The following is a 19911-nucleotide window of genomic DNA, read 5'->3' on the forward strand; positions in this document are numbered from 1 at the left end:
AGGGGATACAATAGCAATTAAAATAAAAGCAAGAATGAAAATATAGTTGTATTCTTACTTTTGTGAAAGTAAAATGAGATTGGAGGGTGAAGAAATGGAACACATTCAATATCGCTTTTTATTAACTGCAATTATCGGTGTTATTTTCTTAATCGGTATCGGCATTATGATTGCTGAAAATAGTCCAATCGGTATTATTATTTGCATTATCGGCACATTTGTTACAGTTGGATACGGTTTTGTAACAAAAAGAAAAATGCGCAAATCACAATAACGCTAAAAAGTAAGAAGCTTATACACAGCCTCTTACTTTTTTTGTTGCTCTCATATAAACGATAACACTTCTTCATACACTCCTGGTTTTGCAACTAACACACTGCTCTTCTCTATGATAGAAAGTGGCGCTCCAGAGAATGTCGTCACCTTACCTCCAACTTCTTCTACAATTATCTGCCCTCCGCCAAAATCCCATGGTGATAATCTCGGCGTTACATATGCATCTATTCTTCCTGTTGCAACGTATACCATCTCTAATGCTGCACAGCCATATGACCTTGTGCCCCTTGCTTTCTTAACAAGTGCCATCATACTTTCCATATTAAGCAATGGATTATCTGTAAGCCATATCGCATTTAAAGCTACAATACCTTGCTCTACAGTTCCTTTTTCCAATGGAGGAATTGATATATCATTACAAAAAGCTCCAGATCCCTTGACTGCATGATATAGCTCATCATGCACTGGATCATATATAAGTCCAATCTTTCCGATACCGTTCTCATAAATCCCAATTGAAATCGCAAAATTTCTTTTTTGATGAACAAAGTTCATCGTGCCGTCAATTGGATCAATTAACCAAACAACCCCGTCAGAAGACGTTATCTCGTCTCCATAACCCTCTTCTCCTAAAATATTATGATTCGGGAATGTTTCTTTAATTTTCCCAATTAAAAACTGTTCTATCTCTCGGTCCATATTTGTAACTAAGTCAGCTGCATTTGATTTTGTTTCTATAATAAGTGCTTTTTTCATTGATGCCATTAAATGCTCTCCTGCATCCCGAATCCACCGTTTGGCGTGTGCATCGATGTCTTTCCATACTTCTTGCATGTTTAAACACTCCGATCTATACTGTTCACAGAAAAAACGAACCCTTTATAAGGTTCGCACCAACTAATTTTTTATACATATACTATTATTACGCTTCTAAACGAATCATTTCAAGTCTTAATACTTCTAACTTTTGTACACACTCTTCTTTTTTCTGGTTATCATCTTCCATCATCGCATCATATAAAGTTGCTAATTCATAATCTAGCTCCAAACGTAGCACCGGTATTCTCTTTTCAGCATCTGTTCTCTTTAACGCATTAATCACCTGTCTCATATTATTTGCCTCCTCCCAATATTCGTCTGCCCTCGGACTAGAATTAATTCAATTTTCTGATTTTTTGTTTTATACTATACTATGTTGGATAAATCATCTATGCAACAAAATTATATTTTTTTATTTAAATTTTTTTGTGCTGTTTTTTTTATGAATAGTACAAGCTATGCTAAAATAAAAGCAAAATAGGAGTTGGAGGAACAATCATGACAATACAAACATTCAAGTCAACTGATTTTGATGTCTTTACAGTTGATGGTCTCGAAGAACGAATGAGTGCAATTAAAACGAACATTCATCCTAAGCTAGAAGCTTTAGGGGAACAATTTGCAGAATACTTATCCAAACAAACTGATGAGAACTTTTTTTATCATGTTGCAAAACACGCACGCCGCAAAGTCAATCCACCAAACGATACTTGGGTTGCTTTTTCAACAAATAAACGAGGATATAAAATGCTACCGCATTTCCAAATCGGCTTATGGGGTACTCATGCCTTCATATACTTTGGTTTAATCTATGAGTGTCCACAAAAAGTTGAGACGGCTCATGCCTTCTTAGAACATTTAAATGATTTAAAAACAAATATTCCAAATGACTTCGTTTGGTCCATTGACCATACTAAACCAAGTGTGAAATTACATAAAACACTTGAAACCGAAGACTTACAAAAGATGATTGAACGATTAGCTACTGTAAAAAAAGCAGAATTATTAGTTGGTATTCATATATCACCAGAGGAGTTTTCAGCAATGACCAACGAACAATTCCTTGCTAAGATTGAATCTACGATGCAATCACTCCTTCCTTTATATGCACTTTGTAATCGATAGTAGAAAACGGACAATTTATATTGTCCGTTTTTAGTTGTTATCACATTATATCACTTCAGTTTTTATTTTTCAAAATATTTTTTACATTTTTACAAGCTTTTGTTCTTCGACTTCTTTTGCCCTTTGAATAGCACGATATATAGAGTATCCACTTACTTCTTGAAATTCTTTATCAATTTTCTTTTCTTCTGCTTTCGATGGAACAATCTCTTTAAAACGACGATATAAACCCATTAACTCTTCTCTTATAATTCCTTTTTCATAAGCTTTCTCAATCGCTTCATAAAACTTCACCATTGTAACCATTTCCTCATTTGACCAATCATAATCTAACGGATATTGATATTCCATTTTGCACCTCATTTATCATTTCTTCTTGTTTCATTATGCTATCTTAAAAAGAATATTTTATTCTTCATTATAGCCACTCTGCATTATACACTATTTATTCATTTTAATGGAATTGTCTTCCTCTATTCATTAGTTGAGGCTAACTATTAAACATACTCACCTTAAAAAGATTTTTTTCTATACATCTATAATTATTGGTGATATAATGCTTTTGTTTTATAGAAAATAAAGTGAAGCTACCATCTCAAAAACGATTTTTTGAATGGCAGAAAAACAAGCCTTATTCTAAAAAGGGCTACACTTTTTTAGAGCAGGATTATATAAAACAAATTACACTAAATATTATGAAGAAGAAGGGGTGTATAGATTGTCCCAATACGAAACACCATTGTTTACCGCTTTAGTTGAGCACAGTAAGCGAAATCCAATTCAATTCCATATTCCTGGTCATAAAAAAGGACAGGGCATGGATCCTACATTTCGCGAATTTATTGGGCATAATGCATTAGCAATTGATTTAATTAATATTGCGCCACTCGATGATTTACATCATCCAAAAGGTATGATTAAAGAAGCACAAGATTTAGCAGCAGTCGCATTCGGTGCAGATCATACTTTCTTTTCTATTCAAGGTACAAGTGGCGCTATTATGACAATGGTGATGAGCGTTTGCGGTCCTGGTGACAAAATCCTAGTACCACGAAACGTGCATAAATCAGTAATGTCAGCTATTATTTTCTCAGGTGCAAAACCGATTTTCATGCATCCTGAAATCGATCCGAAGCTCGGTATTTCTCATGGAATCACAATTCAATCTGTCAAAAAAGCACTTGAAGAGCACTCAGATGCAAAGGGCTTACTTGTTATTAATCCAACGTACTTTGGGTTTGCTGCAGACTTAGAACAGATTGTACAATTAGCACATTCTTATGACATCCCTGTACTAGTCGACGAAGCTCATGGTGTTCATATTCATTTTCACGATGAATTACCTATGTCAGCGATGCAAGCTGGTGCGGATATGGCAGCAACAAGTGTTCACAAATTAGGAGGCTCTTTAACTCAAAGTTCTATTCTTAATGTGAAAGAAGGCTTAGTGAATGTAAAGCATGTCCAATCTATTATTAGCATGCTTACAACCACATCAACTTCTTACATCTTGTTAGCATCCCTTGATGTCGCGAGAAAACGTCTTGCTACAGAAGGAACAGCACTCATAGAACAAACAATACAATTAGCTGAGCATGTTCGTGATGCTATAAATTCTATTGAGCATCTTTACTGTCCTGGAAAAGAAATGTTAGGTACAGATGCTACCTTTAACTATGATCCTACAAAGATAATTGTATCTGTAAAAGATTTAGGTATTACCGGCCACCAAGCTGAAGTATGGCTTAGAGAGCAATATAACATTGAAGTAGAACTCTCAGATCTATACAACATACTATGTCTTATCACTTTGGGAGATACAGAAAGTGATACAAATACACTTATTGCAGCATTACAAGATTTAGCAGCAACATTTAGAAATAGGGCAGATAAAGGTGTTCAAGTACAAGTAGAGATTCCAGAAATTCCAGTGCTAGCACTTTCTCCTCGAGATGCTTTTTATTCGGAAACAGAAGTCATTCCATTTGAAAATGCAGCGGGTCGTATTATAGCTGATTTTGTTATGGTTTATCCGCCAGGGATTCCAATCTTTACTCCGGGGGAAATTATTACACAAGAAAACTTAGAGTATATTCGTAAAAACTTAGAAGCAGGTTTACCTGTACAAGGTCCTGAAGATATGACATTACAAACATTACGTGTTATTAAAGAGTACAAGCCTATCAGTTGATAGGCTTTTTTTTCACCTTTTTTCCTTTTCTTCATACGATACTTAAGAATGTAACGTATAGGTGGGGATACTATTATGATTGTAATAGGCCGTTCTATTGTACATCCTTATATTACAAATGAATACGAGCCATTTGCAGCAGAGAAACAACAAATTTTATCAATAATGGCAGGAAATCAAGAAGTTTATTCCTTCCGAACAGCTGATGAACTCAGCTTTGATCTCAATTTACGAGTTAATATTATTATCTCTGCACTAGAGCTTTTTCAAAGTGGATTTCAGTTTCGTACATTTCAGCAATCCTTTTGCAACCCCCAGTATTGGAAAAGAACGTCTCTTGGAGGATTCGAGCTTCTTCCAAACATACCACCTTCTATTGCCATACAGGATATTTTCAAAAACGGAAAACTATATGGAACTGAATGCGCAACCGCTATGATCATTATTTTTTATAAAGCTTTACTATCATTGTATGAGGAAGAAACTTTCAATCATCTATTTGCAAACCTTTTACTTTATACATGGGACTACGACCAAGATCTAAGGCTCATAACAAAAAACGGTGGCGATCTTGTTCCAGGTGACCTCGTTTACTTTAAAAACCCACAAGTAAATCCAGCTACGATTGAATGGCAAGGAGAAAATACAATCTATTTAGGAAATTTCTTTTTTTACGGGCATGGCGTAGGTGTAAAAACAAAAGAAGAAATTATTTATTCATTAAATGAACGACGAGTCCCTTACGCTTTTATTTCAGCTTTCTTGACCGATACTATTACCCGTATCGATAGTCGTATAATGAGCCAATACGCTTCTTCTAGTACACCACAGACCTCCATAAGCTTTATTCCGATTAGGGATGATGCAATCGTTGCAACAGTTGGTCATACAACTACAATTTATTAAAAAAGCGCCTACACATGTAGGCGCTTTTTCTTATTATTAAGCTTTTGTATGTTCTTTATGGTCACATTCGCAATGAGATCCACATTTCCCGTATAGTACTGTTGATTTTTCATCTTCAAAATGTCCAATTGTTCCTTCACACACTTGGCATACGATTGTTCCCATTTTCATTTCCCCCTGAGTTTCAATAGTAATCTATTTATTTATCATTAAGCTTTCGCATTATCTTTTCTAGCACAGTCACAATTTGTTCCGCATTTTCCGTAAAGTACCGTCGTTTTCTCATCTTCAAAATGTCCGATTGTTCCTTCACATACTTGGCATACGATTGTTCCCATTTTTCATTTCCCCCTAAGTTTATGGTCCTAAAAACTTTTAGCTGTCCATTTCCTATCAATTATTGGGCTTTTGTATGCTCTGTGTGATCACATCCGCAAGATCCACATTTCCCGTAAAGTACCGTTACTTTCTCATCTTCGAAGTGTGCAATTGTACCTTCACAATCTTGACATACGATTGTTCCCATTTTTCATTTCCCCCTAAGTTTATAATCCCAAAAACTTTTTGTAACCGCTTAACTTTCTGTCTTTATTTTAATATGTTATACTTTTTACGTCAATAGGTTTTTAGTATAACACATTAAATATTTTAAATTTAAATTAGTATGCGATATTCAAATAAAAAACAGCCATATTTATAAGTACGACTGTTTCACATTAATTATTCTTCATATTCCGCATGTAAAGAAGTTGACGGAACTAGAAATTTGAAAAACTGAGCTAACTCCTTTGCTTCCTCTTCTGATCCTAATTTAAAAATCTCCTGTATATATTGAACATTCTCTACATCATCTCGTCCGAGTAAAGTAGACCTTCCTGTTTGCATACAAACAATGAGCGGCTTTCCAAAAAACATATTTGTATAAATAACACCAAAATCATAACGTGTATCATGTGTCATAAACCCTAAAAATCGTACCTTCACACTTTCATGCTCATCATACAATTTTTCAAACATTGGTTTCCACCTTTCTACATCACGTTTCATTAATAGTATATTAAACAAAACATGTAATACTCCTTTTAATTGTCAAAAAATTCAGTAGGATGTAGAATGATAGTATTCTACTAAGTTAGGGGGAACTTATATGCAACACGCCTTTATTACGCTTGTACCGAAATCCAACCAACAATCAGTTTCAATAGATGATATAAAACAACTTTTTCATTATTATAAAACAGTTACTTCTAAAACTGGTGCCCAAATTAATTACACGTATACAAATACCGCTTTTCCTTATGAAATTTTAGATACATCTACAACAACATTAAAACTTCAATCCAATCACGACCGGTATGACTCAATTTATATTGGTGTTGGTATAGAAAATGAACAATCTTTCATCCAAGTTTCTTTACCACCTAATGCAACATTTGGTGACAAAGGGAAAGCAAATGAATTTTGCCGTTTTTTAGCGAAGAAATTAGAAGGAGAGTTACAATTATTTAATGGACGAACAATGTATTTTTATAAACGCTAATTTAAAAAATAGATAATATGATTAAAAATAATATACAATTCGAACATGTAAGAAATAAAGCTTGCTTTCTTACGTGCAATACAAAATATGCTATTACATAGGCTAAATATAGAAATACGAAAAAAAGAATAACTTTATAATGAAACTTATCACCATTCGATAATGTTAATACAGTGGAAAAGCCACTCCATAGTAGTAAATGATAAAATATAACATGTAATATTTTCATGGAACCTTCTCCTTTGACATGCTCTATTTTATTAATATATGGGGGTACGTTTGAATCAATTACATATTATAGGATGATATATATTACCTTTGAAGTAAGTTAAGCCGGAATCATTTGTTAAAGTATTATATATTCATTCGACAAGTACGTTTAAAGACCTTGCAAGTCATTTGATGAAAATAAAAATAGCCCCTCTCTTACAATAAGAGAAGGGCTATTTACATTACTTAAATTATTTTACAATGTGAATTGGCATTCCAAGAGCAACTTCAGCTGCTTCCATTGTGATTTCACCTAATGTTGGGTGAGCATGGATTGTTTGAGCGATATCTTCAGCTGTCATTCCAGCTTCGATAGCTAAACCAATCTCAGAGATAATATCAGAAGCACCTGCACCTGCAACTTGAGCACCTACAAGAAGACCATCTTCTTTACGTGTTACAAGTTGTAAGAAACCGTCAGTGCTGTTTAATGATAATGCACGACCGTTAGCAGCGAATGGGAACTTAGATACAGTTACAGTCATTCCAGCTTCTTCAGCTTGTTTTTTAGTGTAACCAACAGATGCTAATTCTGGATCAGTGAAGCATACTGCAGGAATTCCGATGTAATCGATAGCTGATGCATGGCCACTAATTGCTTCTACAGCTACTTTACCTTCGTAAGAAGCTTTGTGAGCTAATGGTGGTCCAGGAACGATATCACCGATTGCATAGATGTTTGGTACATTTGTACGACATTGCTCATCGATTTCGATGATGCCGCGGTCAGTCATTTTAACTCCAACTTGCTCAAGACCGATTTCTTGAGTGTTTGGACGACGACCTACAGTTACTAATACGTAATCTGCTTCTACAGTTTGGATTTCACCTTTAACTTCAAAGCTAACTTTTACGCCAGTTTCTGTTTCTTCAACGCCTTTAGCCATAGCTTTTGTATGGATATTTACGTTACCTTTTTTCTGTAGAGCACGTTTAACAACAGAGCTCATAGCTTTTTCGAAACCAGCTAAGATTTCGTCGCCAGCTTCTACTACAGTAACTTCTGTACCGAAGTTAGCATATGCAGTACCTAATTCCATACCGATGTAACCGCCGCCGATTACAACAAGTTTTTTAGGAATTTCAGGTAAGCTTAAAGCACCTGTAGAGTTGATAACACGTTTAGAGTATTTGAATCCTGGAATTTCGATTGGTGTAGAACCAGTTGCAAGAACAGCATTTTTAAACGTATAAGTTTGAGCTGCATCTTCAGTCATAACGCGTAATGTATTAGCATCTACGAAGTAAGCTTCACCGCGAATGATTTCAACTTTGTTACCTTTAAGAAGGCCTTCAACACCGCCAGTTAATTTCTTAACTACGCCGTTTTTCCATTCTTGAACTTTTGTAAAGTCAACTTTTACGTTTTCTGCAGTAATACCCATGTCATCAGAATGCATTGCATTCTCATAACGATGACCTGCATTGATTAACGCTTTTGAAGGAATACATCCAACGTTTAAGCATACGCCACCAAGGTTAGCTTTTTCAATGATTGCTACCTTTTGACCTAATTGTGCTGCACGAATTGCCGCAACGTATCCACCAGGACCTGCACCAACAACGACTGTATCTAATTCAATTGGGAAATCTCCTACTACCATTGTTATTACGCCTCCATTACTAATAATTGTGGGTCATTCAATAGACGTTTAATTTGGTTTAACGCTTTTTGAGCAGTTGCACCGTCAATTAAACGATGGTCAAAGCTTAGAGATAATGCTAATACTGGAGCTGCAACGATCTCACCGTTTTTCACAACTGGTTTTTCAGCGATACGGCCGATACCAAGGATTGCTACTTCTGGGTGGTTGATAACTGGAGTGAACCATTGTCCACCTGCAGAACCAATGTTTGTAATTGTGCAAGAAGCACCTTTCATTTCAGCTGGAGCTAGACGACCTTCACGTGCTTTACCAGCAAGATCATTGATCTCGTTAGAGATTGTGAAGATAGACTTACGATCTGTATCTTTAACAACTGGTACTAATAGACCTTTGTCTGTATCAGCTGCGATACCGATATTGAAGTAATGTTTATGAACTACTTCTTGAGATGCATCGTCTAAAGAAGTGTTTAACATTGGGTATTCACGTAATGCAGATGTTAAAGCTTTAACAACGTACGGAAGGTAAGTTAATTTAATACCTTTGTCAGCTGCTACTGCTTTGAACTTCTTACGGTGAGCAACAAGTTCTGTTACATCTACTTCGTCCATTAATGTTACGTGAGGAGCTGTGTGTTTAGAGTTAACCATTGCTTTCGCAATCGCTTTACGGATACCACTCATTTTCTCACGAGTTTCTGGATATTCACCAGCTGGGATTGGTTGTGCTTTTGGTGCTTCTTCTTTCGCTGCTGCTGGAGTAGCTTCTACTGCTGCTGGAGCCTCAGTTGCTGCTACAGTTTGTCCACCATTTGCAAATGCATCGATGTCAGCTTTTACGATACGGCCATTCTTACCAGTACCAGCTACTTTATGAATGTCTACACCTTTTTCACGAGCGTATTTACGAACAGATGGCATAGCGATTACGCGCTCATTTACTACTTCTGCAGTTGCTGCTGGAGTAGCTTCCGCTGCTGGAGCTTCTACTGCTGCTTCTTCAGCTTTTGGAGCTTCATCATGATCGTCACCTTTAAATTTAAGGTTTTCGTATCCAGGAGCATCAAATTTAATTAATGTATCTCCTACGATTGCAACTGTTCCTTCTTCTACAAGTACTTCAAGTACTTTACCTTTAACAGGAGAAGGGATTTCTACTACTGCTTTATCATTTTGTACTTCAAGAAGTACATCGTCTTCGTTTACTTCATCGCCTGGTTTAATAAACCATTTTACGATTTCACCTTCGTGGATACCTTCACCGATATCTGGTAGTTTAAATTCAAATGCCACGGAATTCAGCCCCCTGATTCATTTCATTATTATGGAATATGTACAAAAGAAACCAGCATGTGCTGATTTCTTTTGCACATGAAAAGCTAAAAATTAGAAGTTCATTACTTTGTTTACAGCTTCAACAATATCTTTGTGGTTTGGTAACCATACGCTCTCTGCTTGAGAGAATGGGAATACTGTATCAGCAGCTGCAACACGTACAACTGGAGCTTCTAAGTTTAAGATTGCACGGTCGTTAATTTCCGCTACAACGTTAGCTGCAATACCAGCTTGTTTTTGAGCTTCTTGAACTACAACTACGCGACCTGTTTTTTCAACAGAAGCGATGATTGTTTCGATATCTAATGGTTGAACTGTACGTAAGTCAACAACCTCTAAAGAGATACCTTCTTTTTCAAGTTCTTCAGCAGCTTTTAATGCAGCGTGAACCATAGCACCGTAAGCGATAACAGATACATCTGTACCTTCACGTTTGATATCAGCTTTACCTAAATCAATTGTGTAATCACCTTCTGGTACCTCTTGACGGAATGAACGGTACAATTTCATATGCTCTAAGTAGATAACTGGATCGTTGTCACGAATCGCAGAGATTAAAAGACCTTTAGCATCGTATGGAGTAGATGGAATAACAACTTTTAGACCAGGTTGTTGAGCCACTAATCCTTCTAAGCTATCAGCATGAAGTTCAGGAGTATGAACACCACCACCGAATGGAGAACGAACTGTTACTGGAGCAGTCCAACGTCCACCAGAACGGTAACGCATACGAGCTAATTGACCAGAAATTGAATCCATTACTTCATAAACGAAACCGAAGAATTGGATTTCTGGAACTGGACGGAATCCTTCAAGTGCAAGACCAACTGCAAGTCCACCAATACCAGACTCTGCAAGTGGAGTATCCATTACACGATCTTCACCAAATTCAGCTTGTAAACCTTCAGTAGCACGGAATACACCGCCGTTTACACCAACGTCTTCACCAAATACAAGTACGTTAGGGTCATTTTTCATTTCAACGCGTAAAGCATCAGTGATTGCTTGAATCATTGTCATTTGAGCCATGGCTTACTTCGACTCCTTTTCTTTGTAGATTTCATATTGTTCAGCTAAGTTGTAAGGCATTTTTTCGTACATGATTTCCATTAAATCAGTTACTTTTTGTTTTGGAGCTTGGTCAGCCTTAGCAATTGCTTGTTTGATATCTTCTTTTGCTTCTTCGATTACTGTCTCTTCAACTTCTTGAGACCATAGGCCTTTAGCTTCTAAGAACTTACGGAAGCGTACGATTGGGTCTTTTTGTTCCCATTCGTTTTCGATATCTTTTGTACGGTAACGAGTTGGGTCATCACCAGCCATTGTATGTGGACCGTAACGGAATGTTAAAGTCTCGATTAAAGTAGGGCCTTCGCCATTTACTGCGCGCTCACGAGCGAAAGCAGTTGCTGCGTATACAGCTAATGGATCCATACCGTCTACTTGAATTCCGTAAATACCTGCTGCTACTGCTTTTTGTGCTACAGTTTTAGCTGCAGATTGCTTTTCTACTGGAGTAGAGATTGCATAACGGTTGTTTTGAACAACGAAGATTGCTGGAGCTTTGAATGCACCTGCAAAGTTCATACCTTCGTAGAAGTCACCTTGTGAAGCACCACCGTCACCAGTGTAAGTAATTGCAACAGATTTTTTACCACGTAGTTTCATACCTAACGCAACACCAGCAGTTTGGATGATTTGCGCACCGATAATGATCTGTGGAGCTAATGCATTTACATTCTCAGGCATTTGGTTACCCATGAAGTGTCCACGAGAGAATAAGAATGCTTGGTATAATGGTAATCCGTGCCATACTAATTGTGGTACATCACGGTATCCTGGTAAGATGAAGTCTTCTGCTTCAAGTGCGAAATGACTTGCTAATTGAGAAGCTTCTTGTCCAGCTGTAGGTGCGTAGAAACCTAAACGTCCTTGACGGTTTAAAGAAATAGAACGTTGATCTAATACGCGAGTATACACCATACGACGCATTAATTCTTTTAATTGATCATCAGATAATTCAGGCATAGCTGCTTCATTCACAACTTCACCGTTTTCATTTAAAATTTGTAATGTTTCAAATTGAGCTGCGATAGCTTTCATTTGCTCATCAACATTAAATAGGGTCTTTTTTGTTTTAGTACCCATTCCGTTCACCTCTTCCTCTCTTGAACCATATTCTGAAACGCTTTCACTGGCTATTTTCCAGTTTAAAAAGCGCAACGATGTAAACCAACATGTTTGTATGTCGGTTGAGAATAATTTTGTGTACCTAACAATCTGTACTAATGTTTTTTCAGAAACATATTAATACAATCTTGATCACGTTTTTTAGTTTACAACTATTCTAATTACGATGTCAATTACTTTGAATACGTTTTTTTATAAATAATATGCAGGTTTCTACTACACAAACGTGTTTTTATTTTTTACATCTGTATTAGTAAGCATTGACCTACTGTTATATTATTCCCTTTTTCACTTATTTTTTCTCTTAGAATAATATGTAAACGATTTAATTCTCTTTAGTTTTTCTCTCTTCGTAACAAAAATATACAAACTACTCTTCCTTTTTTAGGTAAATACCTATACATTTCTACCCTCTCTTCCATACATTATAGTAACCGCAGTATTAGCGGGAAATGATAAAGGAGGTCATCTCATGTACGGATACTCATATTGCTATCCAACTTGTTCATATCCTTCCTACGGTTATGGCGGTTCTTGTGGCGGGTCTGGACGCGGCTTCGCCTTAATCGTTGTGTTGTTTATTCTTTTAATTATCGTTGGTGCTGCTTGCATTCGCTAATTGTAAAACGAAACAACTATGGAAAGAAAAAGACGGCTTTGCCGTCTTTTTCTGTTTACCACATACATAACTACTCTATAATAGAACGATTTCCAAAATGCCTTCCCTTTCTTGCCGATGACTTTTTCCATCTCCTTTGGTAGACTAAAGAGGAAAGGAGAGATTACATATGCTTACAATGAAAGATGTTATTCGCGAAGGAGATCCTATTTTGCGCAACGTTGCAGAAGAGGTGTCCTTACCGGCAAGCGAAGAAGATACAACTACCTTAAAAGAAATGATTGAATTCGTAATAAATAGCCAAGATCCTGAAATGGCTGAAAAATATAGTTTACGCCCTGGAATCGGATTAGCGGCTCCGCAAATCGGTGTTTCAAAAAAAATGATTGCAGTTCATGTAACCGATGCGGATGGTACATTATATAGCCATGCATTATTCAATCCAAAAATCATTAGCCATTCTGTTGAACGTACATATTTACAGGGTGGTGAAGGCTGTCTATCTGTAGACCGCGAAGTACCTGGTTATGTTCCTCGTTATACAAGAATTACAGTAAAAGCAACTTCTATTAACGGAGAAGAAGTAAAATTACGTTTAAAAGGTTTACCAGCAATCGTATTTCAGCACGAGATTGACCATTTAAATGGCGTTATGTTCTATGACCATATCAATAAAGAAAATCCTTTTGCCGCTCCTGATGATTCCAAACCTCTAGAGCGATAATAATAAAAAGGCGGAAGTTAATCTTCCGCCTTTTTATTATGAAATGGGTTCCATATTCAGTTATAGCAATCCAGCCCACTTTAGTCCATGATATATACCGTCTTCATTAACATCCTTTGTCACATGATTTGCAAGTTTTTTCAAGTCTTCATGGCCATTTCCCATCACAATACCTGTGCCAACGGCTTCGATCATTTCTAAATCATTTAAGCCATCTCCAAATGCATACACTTGATCACGATTAAAACCTAACTTTTCAATGTATTTCTCAATTCCTTTTGCCTTAGAACCACCATTCGGAATGATATCCATTGAATATGCATGCCAACGAATAAAATGAAAATCTGGATAATGATTAATAAACTTTTCCTCTTCATTTACTTCACAAAAAAGTAGTGTTTGATAAATATTACGTTCCTCATAAAAATTAGGCTCATATGCTGGATGCTCAAAGTTTAAGCTTCCAAAGCCTTCTTTCACATAATCATGATATTCCACTGATGCTCTCATATCTTGATGGTCAAGATATACAAGTGGATATCCTTCTTGTTTTGCAAACTGAGTAAACTTATGTAAAGCATCTGGATGTAACGGATTATTAAATATTACCTCATCTTCAAAGACAACATATTGTCCATTAAAACTAACATAATTATGTATATCAAGTTCCTTACGAATATCTTCGAACATAAATGGCGCGCGCCCTGTCGCAATTGCTACATGTACACCTTTTTCTTGTAACTGTTTTACTGCATCTCGTGTAGATTGCGGAATTTTTTTATCATGATCTAATAATGTTCCATCAATATCAAAAAAGACAATTTTATCATTCATTTGTCAAAATCCTTTCTGGCACTCTATATTCCTATTTTGAATATCACTTTTCAAATTCTAAAAAAAAGTATAACATATTAAACATCTGTGAAGAAAGCGTTCCCTTTCTGACCTTATTTGTAAACTTTGCATATATATATTAGTAAAACATGTGGATACTTGTTCGTATGAATTTTCTTTTCCATTCTTCCTCATACTATACCTATAACTAACGGCTACTAATCGTTACTATAGAATAACTTTCACTGTATGGGAAAGGACAAGATTCACCATTCACTTTTGTCCTATCTCTTATATCAGAGATAGAGTTTTCACTAGTAATAGGCATGTTTAAAATAAGGAAAGGAAGGAGTAATCATGCTGAAGAAGCTGAAGAAAAAGCTCAAGCGTTATTTAAATGGTCTAGTCCGTAAAAAGACAGTCGCTTAAATTGTGCCCATTTCGGGCTTTTTCTTCATTCTCATTCGAAAAAACATGAAAATCGTGACTGTTTGCTTTATAATAAGTAACAGATAATGCAAAACATAGACAAGGAGAGGTTTTCCAAATGATTTTTAAAGTATTTTATCAAGAAAAATTAACTGAGGTTCCAGTACGTGAAAATACAAAAGTTTTATATTTAGAGGCTACGTCTGAAAAGGATGTTCGTACAAAATTAAATAAGTTCGCATATAATATCGAGTTTGTTCAGTCTGTTACTGGCGCTCATCTTGAATATGAAAAAGAAAACGCTGATTTAACATTAGCGGAAATCGTATAGCGATATGAAATTTCTAAAAAACGACCAAGTTGCTGTATTTGCTCTCGGTGGGCTTGGTGAAATCGGTAAAAATACATACGCTGTTCAATTTCAAGATGAAATTATTATAATTGATGCTGGAATTAAATTTCCAGAGGACGAACTTCTCGGAATCGATTATGTAATACCAGACTACACTTATTTTGTGCGAAACGAAGATAAAATTAAAGGGTTATTCATTACACATGGTCACGAAGATCATATCGGCGGAATCCCTTACCTATTACGTCAAGTGAACATTCCAATTTACGGCGGAAAATTAGCAATTGCACTCATCAAAAACAAACTAGAAGAACACGGCTTACTTCGTAAAGCAAAACTTTACGAGATTCAAGAAGATGACGTTATTAAATTCAAAAAAACGTCTGTATCCTTCTTCCGTACAACTCACAGTATTCCAGATTCGTACGGCGTTGTTGTGAAAACACCTCAAGGTCAAGTCGTTCATACAGGTGACTTCAAATTTGACTTCACACCAGTTGGCGAACCAGCTGATTTAACAAAAATGGCTGAAATCGGTAAAGATGGCGTACTATGTCTATTATCTGATAGTACGAACAGTGAAGTTCCAAACTTTACTATGTCTGAGCGTCGCGTTGGTGATAGCATTCAAGACATTTTCCGTAAAGTAGAAGGACGGATTATATTCGCAACCTTTGCATCAAATATTCACCGCTTACAACAAGTTGTTGAAGCTGCTGTTGAAAACAACCGTAAAGTAGCTGTGTTTGGTCGAAGTATGGAAGCAGCGATTGAAATTGGACAAAACCTTGGTTATATTCGTTGCCCGAAAGATACATTCATAGATGCATCTCAACTAAACCGCTTACCAGCTAATAAAGTTGTTATTTTATGTACAGGTAGTCAAGGTGAACCGATGGCAGCACTTTCACGTATTGCAAACGGTACACACCGCCAAATTCAAATTATTCCTGGAGATACAGTTGTTTTCTCTTCTTCACCAATTCCAGGAAATACAATTAGCGTAAGTCGTACAATTAACATGTTGTACCGCGCTGGCGCTGATGTAATTCATGGGAAACTTTCAAATATCCATACAAGTGGACACGGTGGACAAGAAGAACAAAAGTTAATGTTACGTCTAATTAAACCGAAGTACTTCATGCCAATTCATGGTGAATATCGTATGCAGCGTATGCACATGAACATAGCAAATGATTGTGGCATCCCTGAAGAAAATTGCTTCATTATGGATAATGGCGATGTTCTTGCTTTACGTTCGGATGAAGCTAGCGTAGCTGGAAAAATCCCATCTGGTTCGGTCTACATTGATGGAAACGGTATTGGAGATATTGGCAATATCGTATTACGCGATCGTCGTATCCTTTCTGAAGAAGGACTTGTAATTGTAGTTGTAAGCATTGATATGAAAGAATTTAAAGTTGCAGCAGGACCTGATATCATCTCACGCGGTTTCGTTTACATGCGTGAAAGTAGCGATTTAATCAATGATGCACAAACATTAATTACAACTCATTTAGAAAAAGTAATGGAGCGTAAAACAACACAATGGTCTGAAATTAAAAATGAAATTACAGACACATTAGCTCCATTCCTATATGAGAAAACGAAACGCCGTCCAATGATTTTACCAATCATTATGGAAATATAAGAAAAAGGACAATGCCATGAAGGCATTGTCCTTTTCTTTTCTCTTATCTTAAAAAGTGTTTAAATCGATCCACTTCATCGTCATGACCAATGACAATTAATATATCTCCTGCTTGAATATTCTCCGTAGCTCGAGGGGATACGATAACTTCTTTGCCTCGTTTAATTGCTACAATATTCAATCCAAACTTCGCACGAATATCTAATTCAATTAAAGAGTGCCCATCAATTTTTTTATTCGCAATAATCTCTACAATACTATGCTCATCTGAAAGCTCAAGGTAGTCTAGCACATTGCTTGATGCAATATTATTAGCAATCCTTTTTCCCATATCACGTTCTGGATGCACAATATGATCTGCACCTATTTTACTTAACACTTTTTCATGATAATCATTTTGAGCTTTTACAGTAATATTTTTTACACCCAACTCTTTCAAAATCAAAGTCGTTAAAATACTTGAATTTAAATTATCTCCAATAGCAACGACTACGTGATCAAAATTTCGAATACCAAGGCTTTTTAATACCATCTCATCTGTTGAATCTGCAATTACAGCATGCGAAGCTATATTTGCAAATTCATTAATTTTATCCTCATCTGAATCGATTGCCATTACTTCCATTCCTAATTGAGCTAATTCTCGGCAAATACTTCCACCAAAGCGACCAAGTCCAATGACAGCAAATTCTTTTTCTTTCTCACCCACGGGAATTCCTCCAATAACTTCAAGTACTATTTATTTTCAGTGTAACACACTTTATATGCGTCACAAAAACTGTAATTAGCTCTTATTTTTGTTTTTGTATATAAAAATATTGTTGCAAGTAAAAAGCGATACCAACAAGTAGCATAGCAAATACAAATATATTTCCAAAAGAACTAAATGTTTCAAAAACGAATAATAATGTTTCTTGACCAAAAAAGGCAAATAGAAGCTGTGTGAATGCAAATAACAACGCCCATATGTAATGATGTTGATGGAATAAATAATGCGTTGCACCTAAAAAAGCAATAAACGAAAAGATAAAGATCCACCAATTTTCTAAAAATAGTTGCCAATTAGAAAATTGATATCCATTTACTAATATCGCAATAAGCGCGATAACTACCATCGTCGGCACACTCCAAAATAATGCCCGTCCTCTAAAGAAACGAGTGCCTTTAACATCTCCTTTTTCATGTGCAATATATGTTAGTACTACTGTGCTTATATACAAAACAGAAAGAATTGTTAAAACGATAATAAGCCAAAAATGTAATTGATAATATTCATGCTCTATATTTGTCACGATTGCAGCTAACATGCACGGAATTAACATTCCCGTCCAACCATCTACTTTTCTTTCATTCCAAAAGACCGTATTACCAATCCTTATTCCTAACAACATAAAAATAATGATACCCAATACAAATAACGTAGTTTTATTCCCTACTAAACTCGTTGAAAAAGCAATTAATCCAATAAATAAAAAGAGCACAAACCCATTCATAATTTCTAGTACAGGTGATAAATATCTCTTCACCCATTTGTATGTTTCGTCATATTCATTATTATCTACTAGACGATAGGCATAAAAACTTATCCCAAAATAAACCGCCGCAATAATAACGTACGCATATAAGACGAAACATAAAATCGCACTGCTAATTTGCACGTAATTCCCCACCCTTTTTTCTATGTTTCACATTGATTTTACACACTTTTCATACTAAAAGTAAACATATATAAGTTAGTCAAATAATTAATAATGAGCAGTGGCTAACCCCCCTGCTCATTATTAAAACAGTACAATTAACTTTAATTCTTCCATTTGTATGTCAATGTCTAAAATCAATCTATACGAGCGTTACTTACACCTCAGAACAAAAAGTTTTTTGGAACCTTCAAGAAAGTGGAAGTTTTATTTTCTATTCCCTTTCCACTTTACATATTGGCTTAAAAATGTAATTGCCTTTTCAATCACTTCTTCGTCTGGTTTTAATTTTGCATGATGTAAACCATATTCTGAATTTACTCCAAGCCAAAACATAAATCCAGGGATTTCTCGAAGCATATAACCAAAATCTTCACCCGTCATTGCCTCAGTACATGTAATAACATTCATATCAGTTTGTTTATGTACAAATTCCATAAACTCTCTCGTTAACTCTTCATGGTTATATACTTGATGATACATTGCTCCGTAATCTATAATCGCCTCACACTGGAAAGAAGCTTCGATACCTGCAACAATTGACTCAATTCTGCTTTTCACACGCTTCATTGATTCCACTGATAATGTTCGAATCGTTCCTTCTAAACGAGATTTTTCTGCAATAATATTTTGAACCGTACCACCAGTAATTTTCCCGATTGTAATTACTGCACTATCAAGAGGATTTACATTGCGACTAATAACGGATTGAAGCTGTGTAACAAGATGACTCGCTGCAACAATCATGTCATTTGCAGTATGTGGATAGGCAGCATGGCCACCTTTCCCTTTTAAATCAATATATAATTCTGAAGTATTGGCAAATAACAGTCCTTCTTTCGTTGCAATTGTCCCCACAGCGTATTCTGGTGCAATATGAAGACCAAGAATTATATTTGGTTTCCATTCTTTTAACTCTTCACTTTCTAACATAGGAAGAGCACCGCCTGGTCCTTCTTCTGCTGGCTGGAATAGAAATACAAGGTCATCATCTATTCTTTCGCTCACAGCTTTCGTTAGAAGGCCTAAACCGATTGTTGTATGTACATCATGGCCACATGCATGCATCATTCCTTCATGAATAGAAGCAAACTCGTATCCAGTTTCCTCTGTAATTGGTAAACCGTCTATATCTGCACGATAACCTATTATTTTTTCGGGATTTTTTCCATTTACTTTAACGATTACACCCGTTTTCCATGTCTTCACTTCCACAAATTCATGAGAAAGTGTTCCTATATAATCTAAAATATACTGTTGTGTTTTCCATTCCTTAAATCCGATTTCTGGAATTCTATGTAGATCTCTACGAATTTGGACAAATTTGCTTACTGTCATTTTTGCACC

General features: G+C 35.9%; 25 protein-coding genes. 9 read left to right on the forward strand and 16 right to left on the reverse strand.

Features of this window, described 5'->3' with window-relative positions; genetic code table 11:
- The first annotated feature begins 94 nt into the window (after positions 1-94).
- Positions 95-274: a DUF5325 family protein gene (locus ACUL40_RS11970; protein WP_000400127.1), complete on the forward strand. Its 180-nt coding sequence runs from the start codon at positions 95-97 to the stop codon at positions 272-274.
- A gap of 50 nt (positions 275-324) precedes the next feature.
- Here the strand turns inward: ACUL40_RS11970 and ACUL40_RS11975 are convergent, their stop codons facing one another.
- Both ACUL40_RS11975 and ACUL40_RS11980 read right to left on the reverse strand, forming a co-directional pair.
- Complete coding sequence (locus ACUL40_RS11975) at positions 325-1110, reverse strand: inositol monophosphatase family protein (RefSeq protein WP_001158701.1); 786 nt, start codon at positions 1108-1110, stop codon at positions 325-327.
- A gap of 88 nt (positions 1111-1198) precedes the next feature.
- Positions 1199-1387: a hypothetical protein gene (locus ACUL40_RS11980; RefSeq protein WP_001250165.1), complete on the reverse strand. Its 189-nt coding sequence runs from the start codon at positions 1385-1387 to the stop codon at positions 1199-1201.
- Between the two features lie 206 nt (positions 1388-1593).
- Between ACUL40_RS11980 and ACUL40_RS11985 the strand changes: the two genes are divergently transcribed.
- A complete protein-coding gene (locus ACUL40_RS11985) occupies positions 1594-2220 on the forward strand; it encodes a YktB family protein (protein ID WP_000155317.1) in 627 nt (208 codons plus the stop codon).
- An 81-nt stretch (positions 2221-2301) separates the two neighbouring features.
- On the opposite strand, the gene ACUL40_RS11990 is transcribed toward ACUL40_RS11985, so the two are convergent.
- On the reverse strand, positions 2302-2571 hold the full coding sequence (locus ACUL40_RS11990; RefSeq protein WP_000456562.1) for a UPF0223 family protein: 270 nt from the start codon (positions 2569-2571) through the stop codon (positions 2302-2304).
- 367 nt (positions 2572-2938) lie between these two features.
- Here ACUL40_RS11990 and speA point away from each other — a divergent pair, with 367 nt between their 5' ends.
- Together speA and ACUL40_RS12000 are read left to right on the forward strand one after the other, a co-directional pair.
- Complete coding sequence (gene speA / locus ACUL40_RS11995) at positions 2939-4411, forward strand: arginine decarboxylase (protein ID WP_139245354.1); 1473 nt, start codon at positions 2939-2941, stop codon at positions 4409-4411.
- A 75-nt stretch (positions 4412-4486) separates the two neighbouring features.
- Positions 4487-5317 (forward strand): protein-glutamine gamma-glutamyltransferase, encoded by an 831-nt coding sequence (locus tag ACUL40_RS12000; protein ID WP_074047439.1) that lies wholly within the window; start codon positions 4487-4489, stop codon positions 5315-5317.
- Between the two features lie 36 nt (positions 5318-5353).
- On the opposite strand, the gene ACUL40_RS12005 is transcribed toward ACUL40_RS12000, so the two are convergent.
- From ACUL40_RS12005 to ACUL40_RS12020, 4 genes are all read right to left on the reverse strand, one after another.
- Entirely contained in the window at positions 5354-5482 is a 129-nt protein-coding gene (locus tag ACUL40_RS12005) for a GapA-binding peptide SR1P (protein ID WP_000536796.1), read from the reverse strand.
- 44 nt (positions 5483-5526) lie between these two features.
- Positions 5527-5655: a GapA-binding peptide SR1P gene (locus ACUL40_RS12010; RefSeq protein ID WP_000536803.1), complete on the reverse strand. Its 129-nt coding sequence runs from the start codon at positions 5653-5655 to the stop codon at positions 5527-5529.
- A 59-nt stretch (positions 5656-5714) separates the two neighbouring features.
- Complete coding sequence (locus ACUL40_RS12015) at positions 5715-5843, reverse strand: GapA-binding peptide SR1P (RefSeq protein ID WP_000536778.1); 129 nt, start codon at positions 5841-5843, stop codon at positions 5715-5717.
- Between the two features lie 194 nt (positions 5844-6037).
- Positions 6038-6334, reverse strand: a complete 297-nt coding sequence (locus tag ACUL40_RS12020) for a DUF3055 domain-containing protein (protein WP_000462038.1) — start codon at positions 6332-6334, stop codon at positions 6038-6040.
- Between the two features lie 130 nt (positions 6335-6464).
- Here ACUL40_RS12020 and ACUL40_RS12025 point away from each other — a divergent pair, with 130 nt between their 5' ends.
- Positions 6465-6857: a DUF1885 family protein gene (locus tag ACUL40_RS12025; RefSeq protein ID WP_001163299.1), complete on the forward strand. Its 393-nt coding sequence runs from the start codon at positions 6465-6467 to the stop codon at positions 6855-6857.
- A gap of 1 nt (position 6858) precedes the next feature.
- On the opposite strand, the gene ACUL40_RS12030 is transcribed toward ACUL40_RS12025, so the two are convergent.
- The 5 genes from ACUL40_RS12030 to pdhA all read right to left on the reverse strand — a co-directional run bounded on the left by ACUL40_RS12030 (position 6859) and on the right by pdhA (position 12216).
- Positions 6859-7086: a hypothetical protein gene (locus tag ACUL40_RS12030; protein WP_000697469.1), complete on the reverse strand. Its 228-nt coding sequence runs from the start codon at positions 7084-7086 to the stop codon at positions 6859-6861.
- Positions 7087-7318: 232 nt separating this feature from the next.
- On the reverse strand, positions 7319-8731 hold the full coding sequence (lpdA, locus tag ACUL40_RS12035) for a dihydrolipoyl dehydrogenase (protein ID WP_000260104.1): 1413 nt from the start codon (positions 8729-8731) through the stop codon (positions 7319-7321).
- A gap of 5 nt (positions 8732-8736) precedes the next feature.
- Complete coding sequence (gene pdhC, locus ACUL40_RS12040; protein WP_000863419.1) at positions 8737-10026, reverse strand: pyruvate dehydrogenase complex dihydrolipoyllysine-residue acetyltransferase; 1290 nt, start codon at positions 10024-10026, stop codon at positions 8737-8739.
- 93 nt (positions 10027-10119) lie between these two features.
- Complete coding sequence (gene pdhB / locus ACUL40_RS12045) at positions 10120-11097, reverse strand: pyruvate dehydrogenase complex E1 component subunit beta (RefSeq protein ID WP_000068168.1); 978 nt, start codon at positions 11095-11097, stop codon at positions 10120-10122.
- Positions 11098-11100: 3 nt separating this feature from the next.
- Positions 11101-12216: a pyruvate dehydrogenase E1 component subunit alpha gene (gene pdhA, locus ACUL40_RS12050; protein WP_000536895.1), complete on the reverse strand. Its 1116-nt coding sequence runs from the start codon at positions 12214-12216 to the stop codon at positions 11101-11103.
- A 514-nt stretch (positions 12217-12730) separates the two neighbouring features.
- Between pdhA and ACUL40_RS12055 the strand changes: the two genes are divergently transcribed.
- Positions 12731-12877: a YjcZ family sporulation protein gene (locus tag ACUL40_RS12055; RefSeq protein WP_000274562.1), complete on the forward strand. Its 147-nt coding sequence runs from the start codon at positions 12731-12733 to the stop codon at positions 12875-12877.
- A 169-nt stretch (positions 12878-13046) separates the two neighbouring features.
- Positions 13047-13601 carry a peptide deformylase gene (def, locus tag ACUL40_RS12060; RefSeq protein ID WP_000957048.1) on the forward strand — a complete coding sequence of 185 codons (555 nt, stop codon included), beginning with the start codon at positions 13047-13049 and terminating at the stop codon, positions 13599-13601.
- Positions 13602-13661: 60 nt separating this feature from the next.
- Here def and ACUL40_RS12065 read toward each other — a convergent pair whose 3' ends face one another.
- The gene (locus ACUL40_RS12065) at positions 13662-14435 is read right to left on the reverse strand and encodes a Cof-type HAD-IIB family hydrolase (RefSeq protein ID WP_000998268.1); all 774 of its coding nucleotides are present in this window, start codon (positions 14433-14435) and stop codon (positions 13662-13664) included.
- 547 nt (positions 14436-14982) lie between these two features.
- On the opposite strand from ACUL40_RS12065, the gene ACUL40_RS12070 reads away from it, so the two are divergent.
- The gene (locus ACUL40_RS12070; RefSeq protein ID WP_000576435.1) at positions 14983-15195 is read left to right on the forward strand and encodes a DNA-dependent RNA polymerase subunit epsilon; all 213 of its coding nucleotides are present in this window, start codon (positions 14983-14985) and stop codon (positions 15193-15195) included.
- A gap of 4 nt (positions 15196-15199) precedes the next feature.
- On the forward strand, positions 15200-16867 hold the full coding sequence (gene rnjA, locus ACUL40_RS12075) for a ribonuclease J1 (protein ID WP_000670377.1): 1668 nt from the start codon (positions 15200-15202) through the stop codon (positions 16865-16867).
- Between the two features lie 43 nt (positions 16868-16910).
- Here the strand turns inward: rnjA and ACUL40_RS12080 are convergent, their stop codons facing one another.
- The 3 genes from ACUL40_RS12080 to ACUL40_RS12090 form a co-directional block, all read right to left on the reverse strand.
- Positions 16911-17576 (reverse strand): potassium channel family protein, encoded by a 666-nt coding sequence (locus tag ACUL40_RS12080; protein ID WP_000504032.1) that lies wholly within the window; start codon positions 17574-17576, stop codon positions 16911-16913.
- Positions 17577-17658: 82 nt separating this feature from the next.
- On the reverse strand, positions 17659-18525 hold the full coding sequence (locus ACUL40_RS12085; RefSeq protein WP_001167324.1) for a cytochrome c oxidase assembly protein: 867 nt from the start codon (positions 18523-18525) through the stop codon (positions 17659-17661).
- A 246-nt stretch (positions 18526-18771) separates the two neighbouring features.
- Positions 18772-19902 carry an N-acetyldiaminopimelate deacetylase gene (locus ACUL40_RS12090; protein ID WP_000218672.1) on the reverse strand — a complete coding sequence of 377 codons (1131 nt, stop codon included), beginning with the start codon at positions 19900-19902 and terminating at the stop codon, positions 18772-18774.
- Between the last annotated feature and the right edge of the window lie 9 nt (positions 19903-19911).

Source organism: Bacillus sp. KNSH39 (assembly GCF_052656585.1).

What these genes read in the sequence shown, in the direction of transcription:
- ACUL40_RS11970 (WP_000400127.1), top strand. Translation starts at nt 95, where the DNA reads ATGGAACACATTCAATATCGCTTTTTATTAACTGCAATTATCGGTGTT.
- ACUL40_RS11975 (WP_001158701.1), bottom strand. Translation starts at nt 1,110, where the DNA reads ATGCAAGAAGTATGGAAAGACATCGATGCACACGCCAAACGGTGGATT.
- ACUL40_RS11980 (WP_001250165.1), bottom strand. Translation starts at nt 1,387, where the DNA reads ATGAGACAGGTGATTAATGCGTTAAAGAGAACAGATGCTGAAAAGAGA.
- ACUL40_RS11985 (WP_000155317.1), top strand. Translation starts at nt 1,594, where the DNA reads ATGACAATACAAACATTCAAGTCAACTGATTTTGATGTCTTTACAGTT.
- ACUL40_RS11990 (WP_000456562.1), bottom strand. Translation starts at nt 2,571, where the DNA reads ATGGAATATCAATATCCGTTAGATTATGATTGGTCAAATGAGGAAATG.
- ACUL40_RS12000 (WP_074047439.1), top strand. Translation starts at nt 4,487, where the DNA reads ATGATTGTAATAGGCCGTTCTATTGTACATCCTTATATTACAAATGAA.
- ACUL40_RS12005 (WP_000536796.1), bottom strand. Translation starts at nt 5,482, where the DNA reads ATGGGAACAATCGTATGCCAAGTGTGTGAAGGAACAATTGGACATTTT.
- ACUL40_RS12010 (WP_000536803.1), bottom strand. Translation starts at nt 5,655, where the DNA reads ATGGGAACAATCGTATGCCAAGTATGTGAAGGAACAATCGGACATTTT.
- ACUL40_RS12015 (WP_000536778.1), bottom strand. Translation starts at nt 5,843, where the DNA reads ATGGGAACAATCGTATGTCAAGATTGTGAAGGTACAATTGCACACTTC.
- ACUL40_RS12020 (WP_000462038.1), bottom strand. Translation starts at nt 6,334, where the DNA reads ATGTTTGAAAAATTGTATGATGAGCATGAAAGTGTGAAGGTACGATTT.
- ACUL40_RS12025 (WP_001163299.1), top strand. Translation starts at nt 6,465, where the DNA reads ATGCAACACGCCTTTATTACGCTTGTACCGAAATCCAACCAACAATCA.
- ACUL40_RS12030 (WP_000697469.1), bottom strand. Translation starts at nt 7,086, where the DNA reads ATGAAAATATTACATGTTATATTTTATCATTTACTACTATGGAGTGGC.
- lpdA (WP_000260104.1), bottom strand. Translation starts at nt 8,731, where the DNA reads ATGGTAGTAGGAGATTTCCCAATTGAATTAGATACAGTCGTTGTTGGT.
- pdhB (WP_000068168.1), bottom strand. Translation starts at nt 11,097, where the DNA reads ATGGCTCAAATGACAATGATTCAAGCAATCACTGATGCTTTACGCGTT.
- pdhA (WP_000536895.1), bottom strand. Translation starts at nt 12,216, where the DNA reads ATGGGTACTAAAACAAAAAAGACCCTATTTAATGTTGATGAGCAAATG.
- ACUL40_RS12055 (WP_000274562.1), top strand. Translation starts at nt 12,731, where the DNA reads ATGTACGGATACTCATATTGCTATCCAACTTGTTCATATCCTTCCTAC.
- def (WP_000957048.1), top strand. Translation starts at nt 13,047, where the DNA reads ATGCTTACAATGAAAGATGTTATTCGCGAAGGAGATCCTATTTTGCGC.
- ACUL40_RS12065 (WP_000998268.1), bottom strand. Translation starts at nt 14,435, where the DNA reads ATGAATGATAAAATTGTCTTTTTTGATATTGATGGAACATTATTAGAT.
- ACUL40_RS12070 (WP_000576435.1), top strand. Translation starts at nt 14,983, where the DNA reads ATGATTTTTAAAGTATTTTATCAAGAAAAATTAACTGAGGTTCCAGTA.
- rnjA (WP_000670377.1), top strand. Translation starts at nt 15,200, where the DNA reads ATGAAATTTCTAAAAAACGACCAAGTTGCTGTATTTGCTCTCGGTGGG.
- ACUL40_RS12090 (WP_000218672.1), bottom strand. Translation starts at nt 19,902, where the DNA reads ATGACAGTAAGCAAATTTGTCCAAATTCGTAGAGATCTACATAGAATT.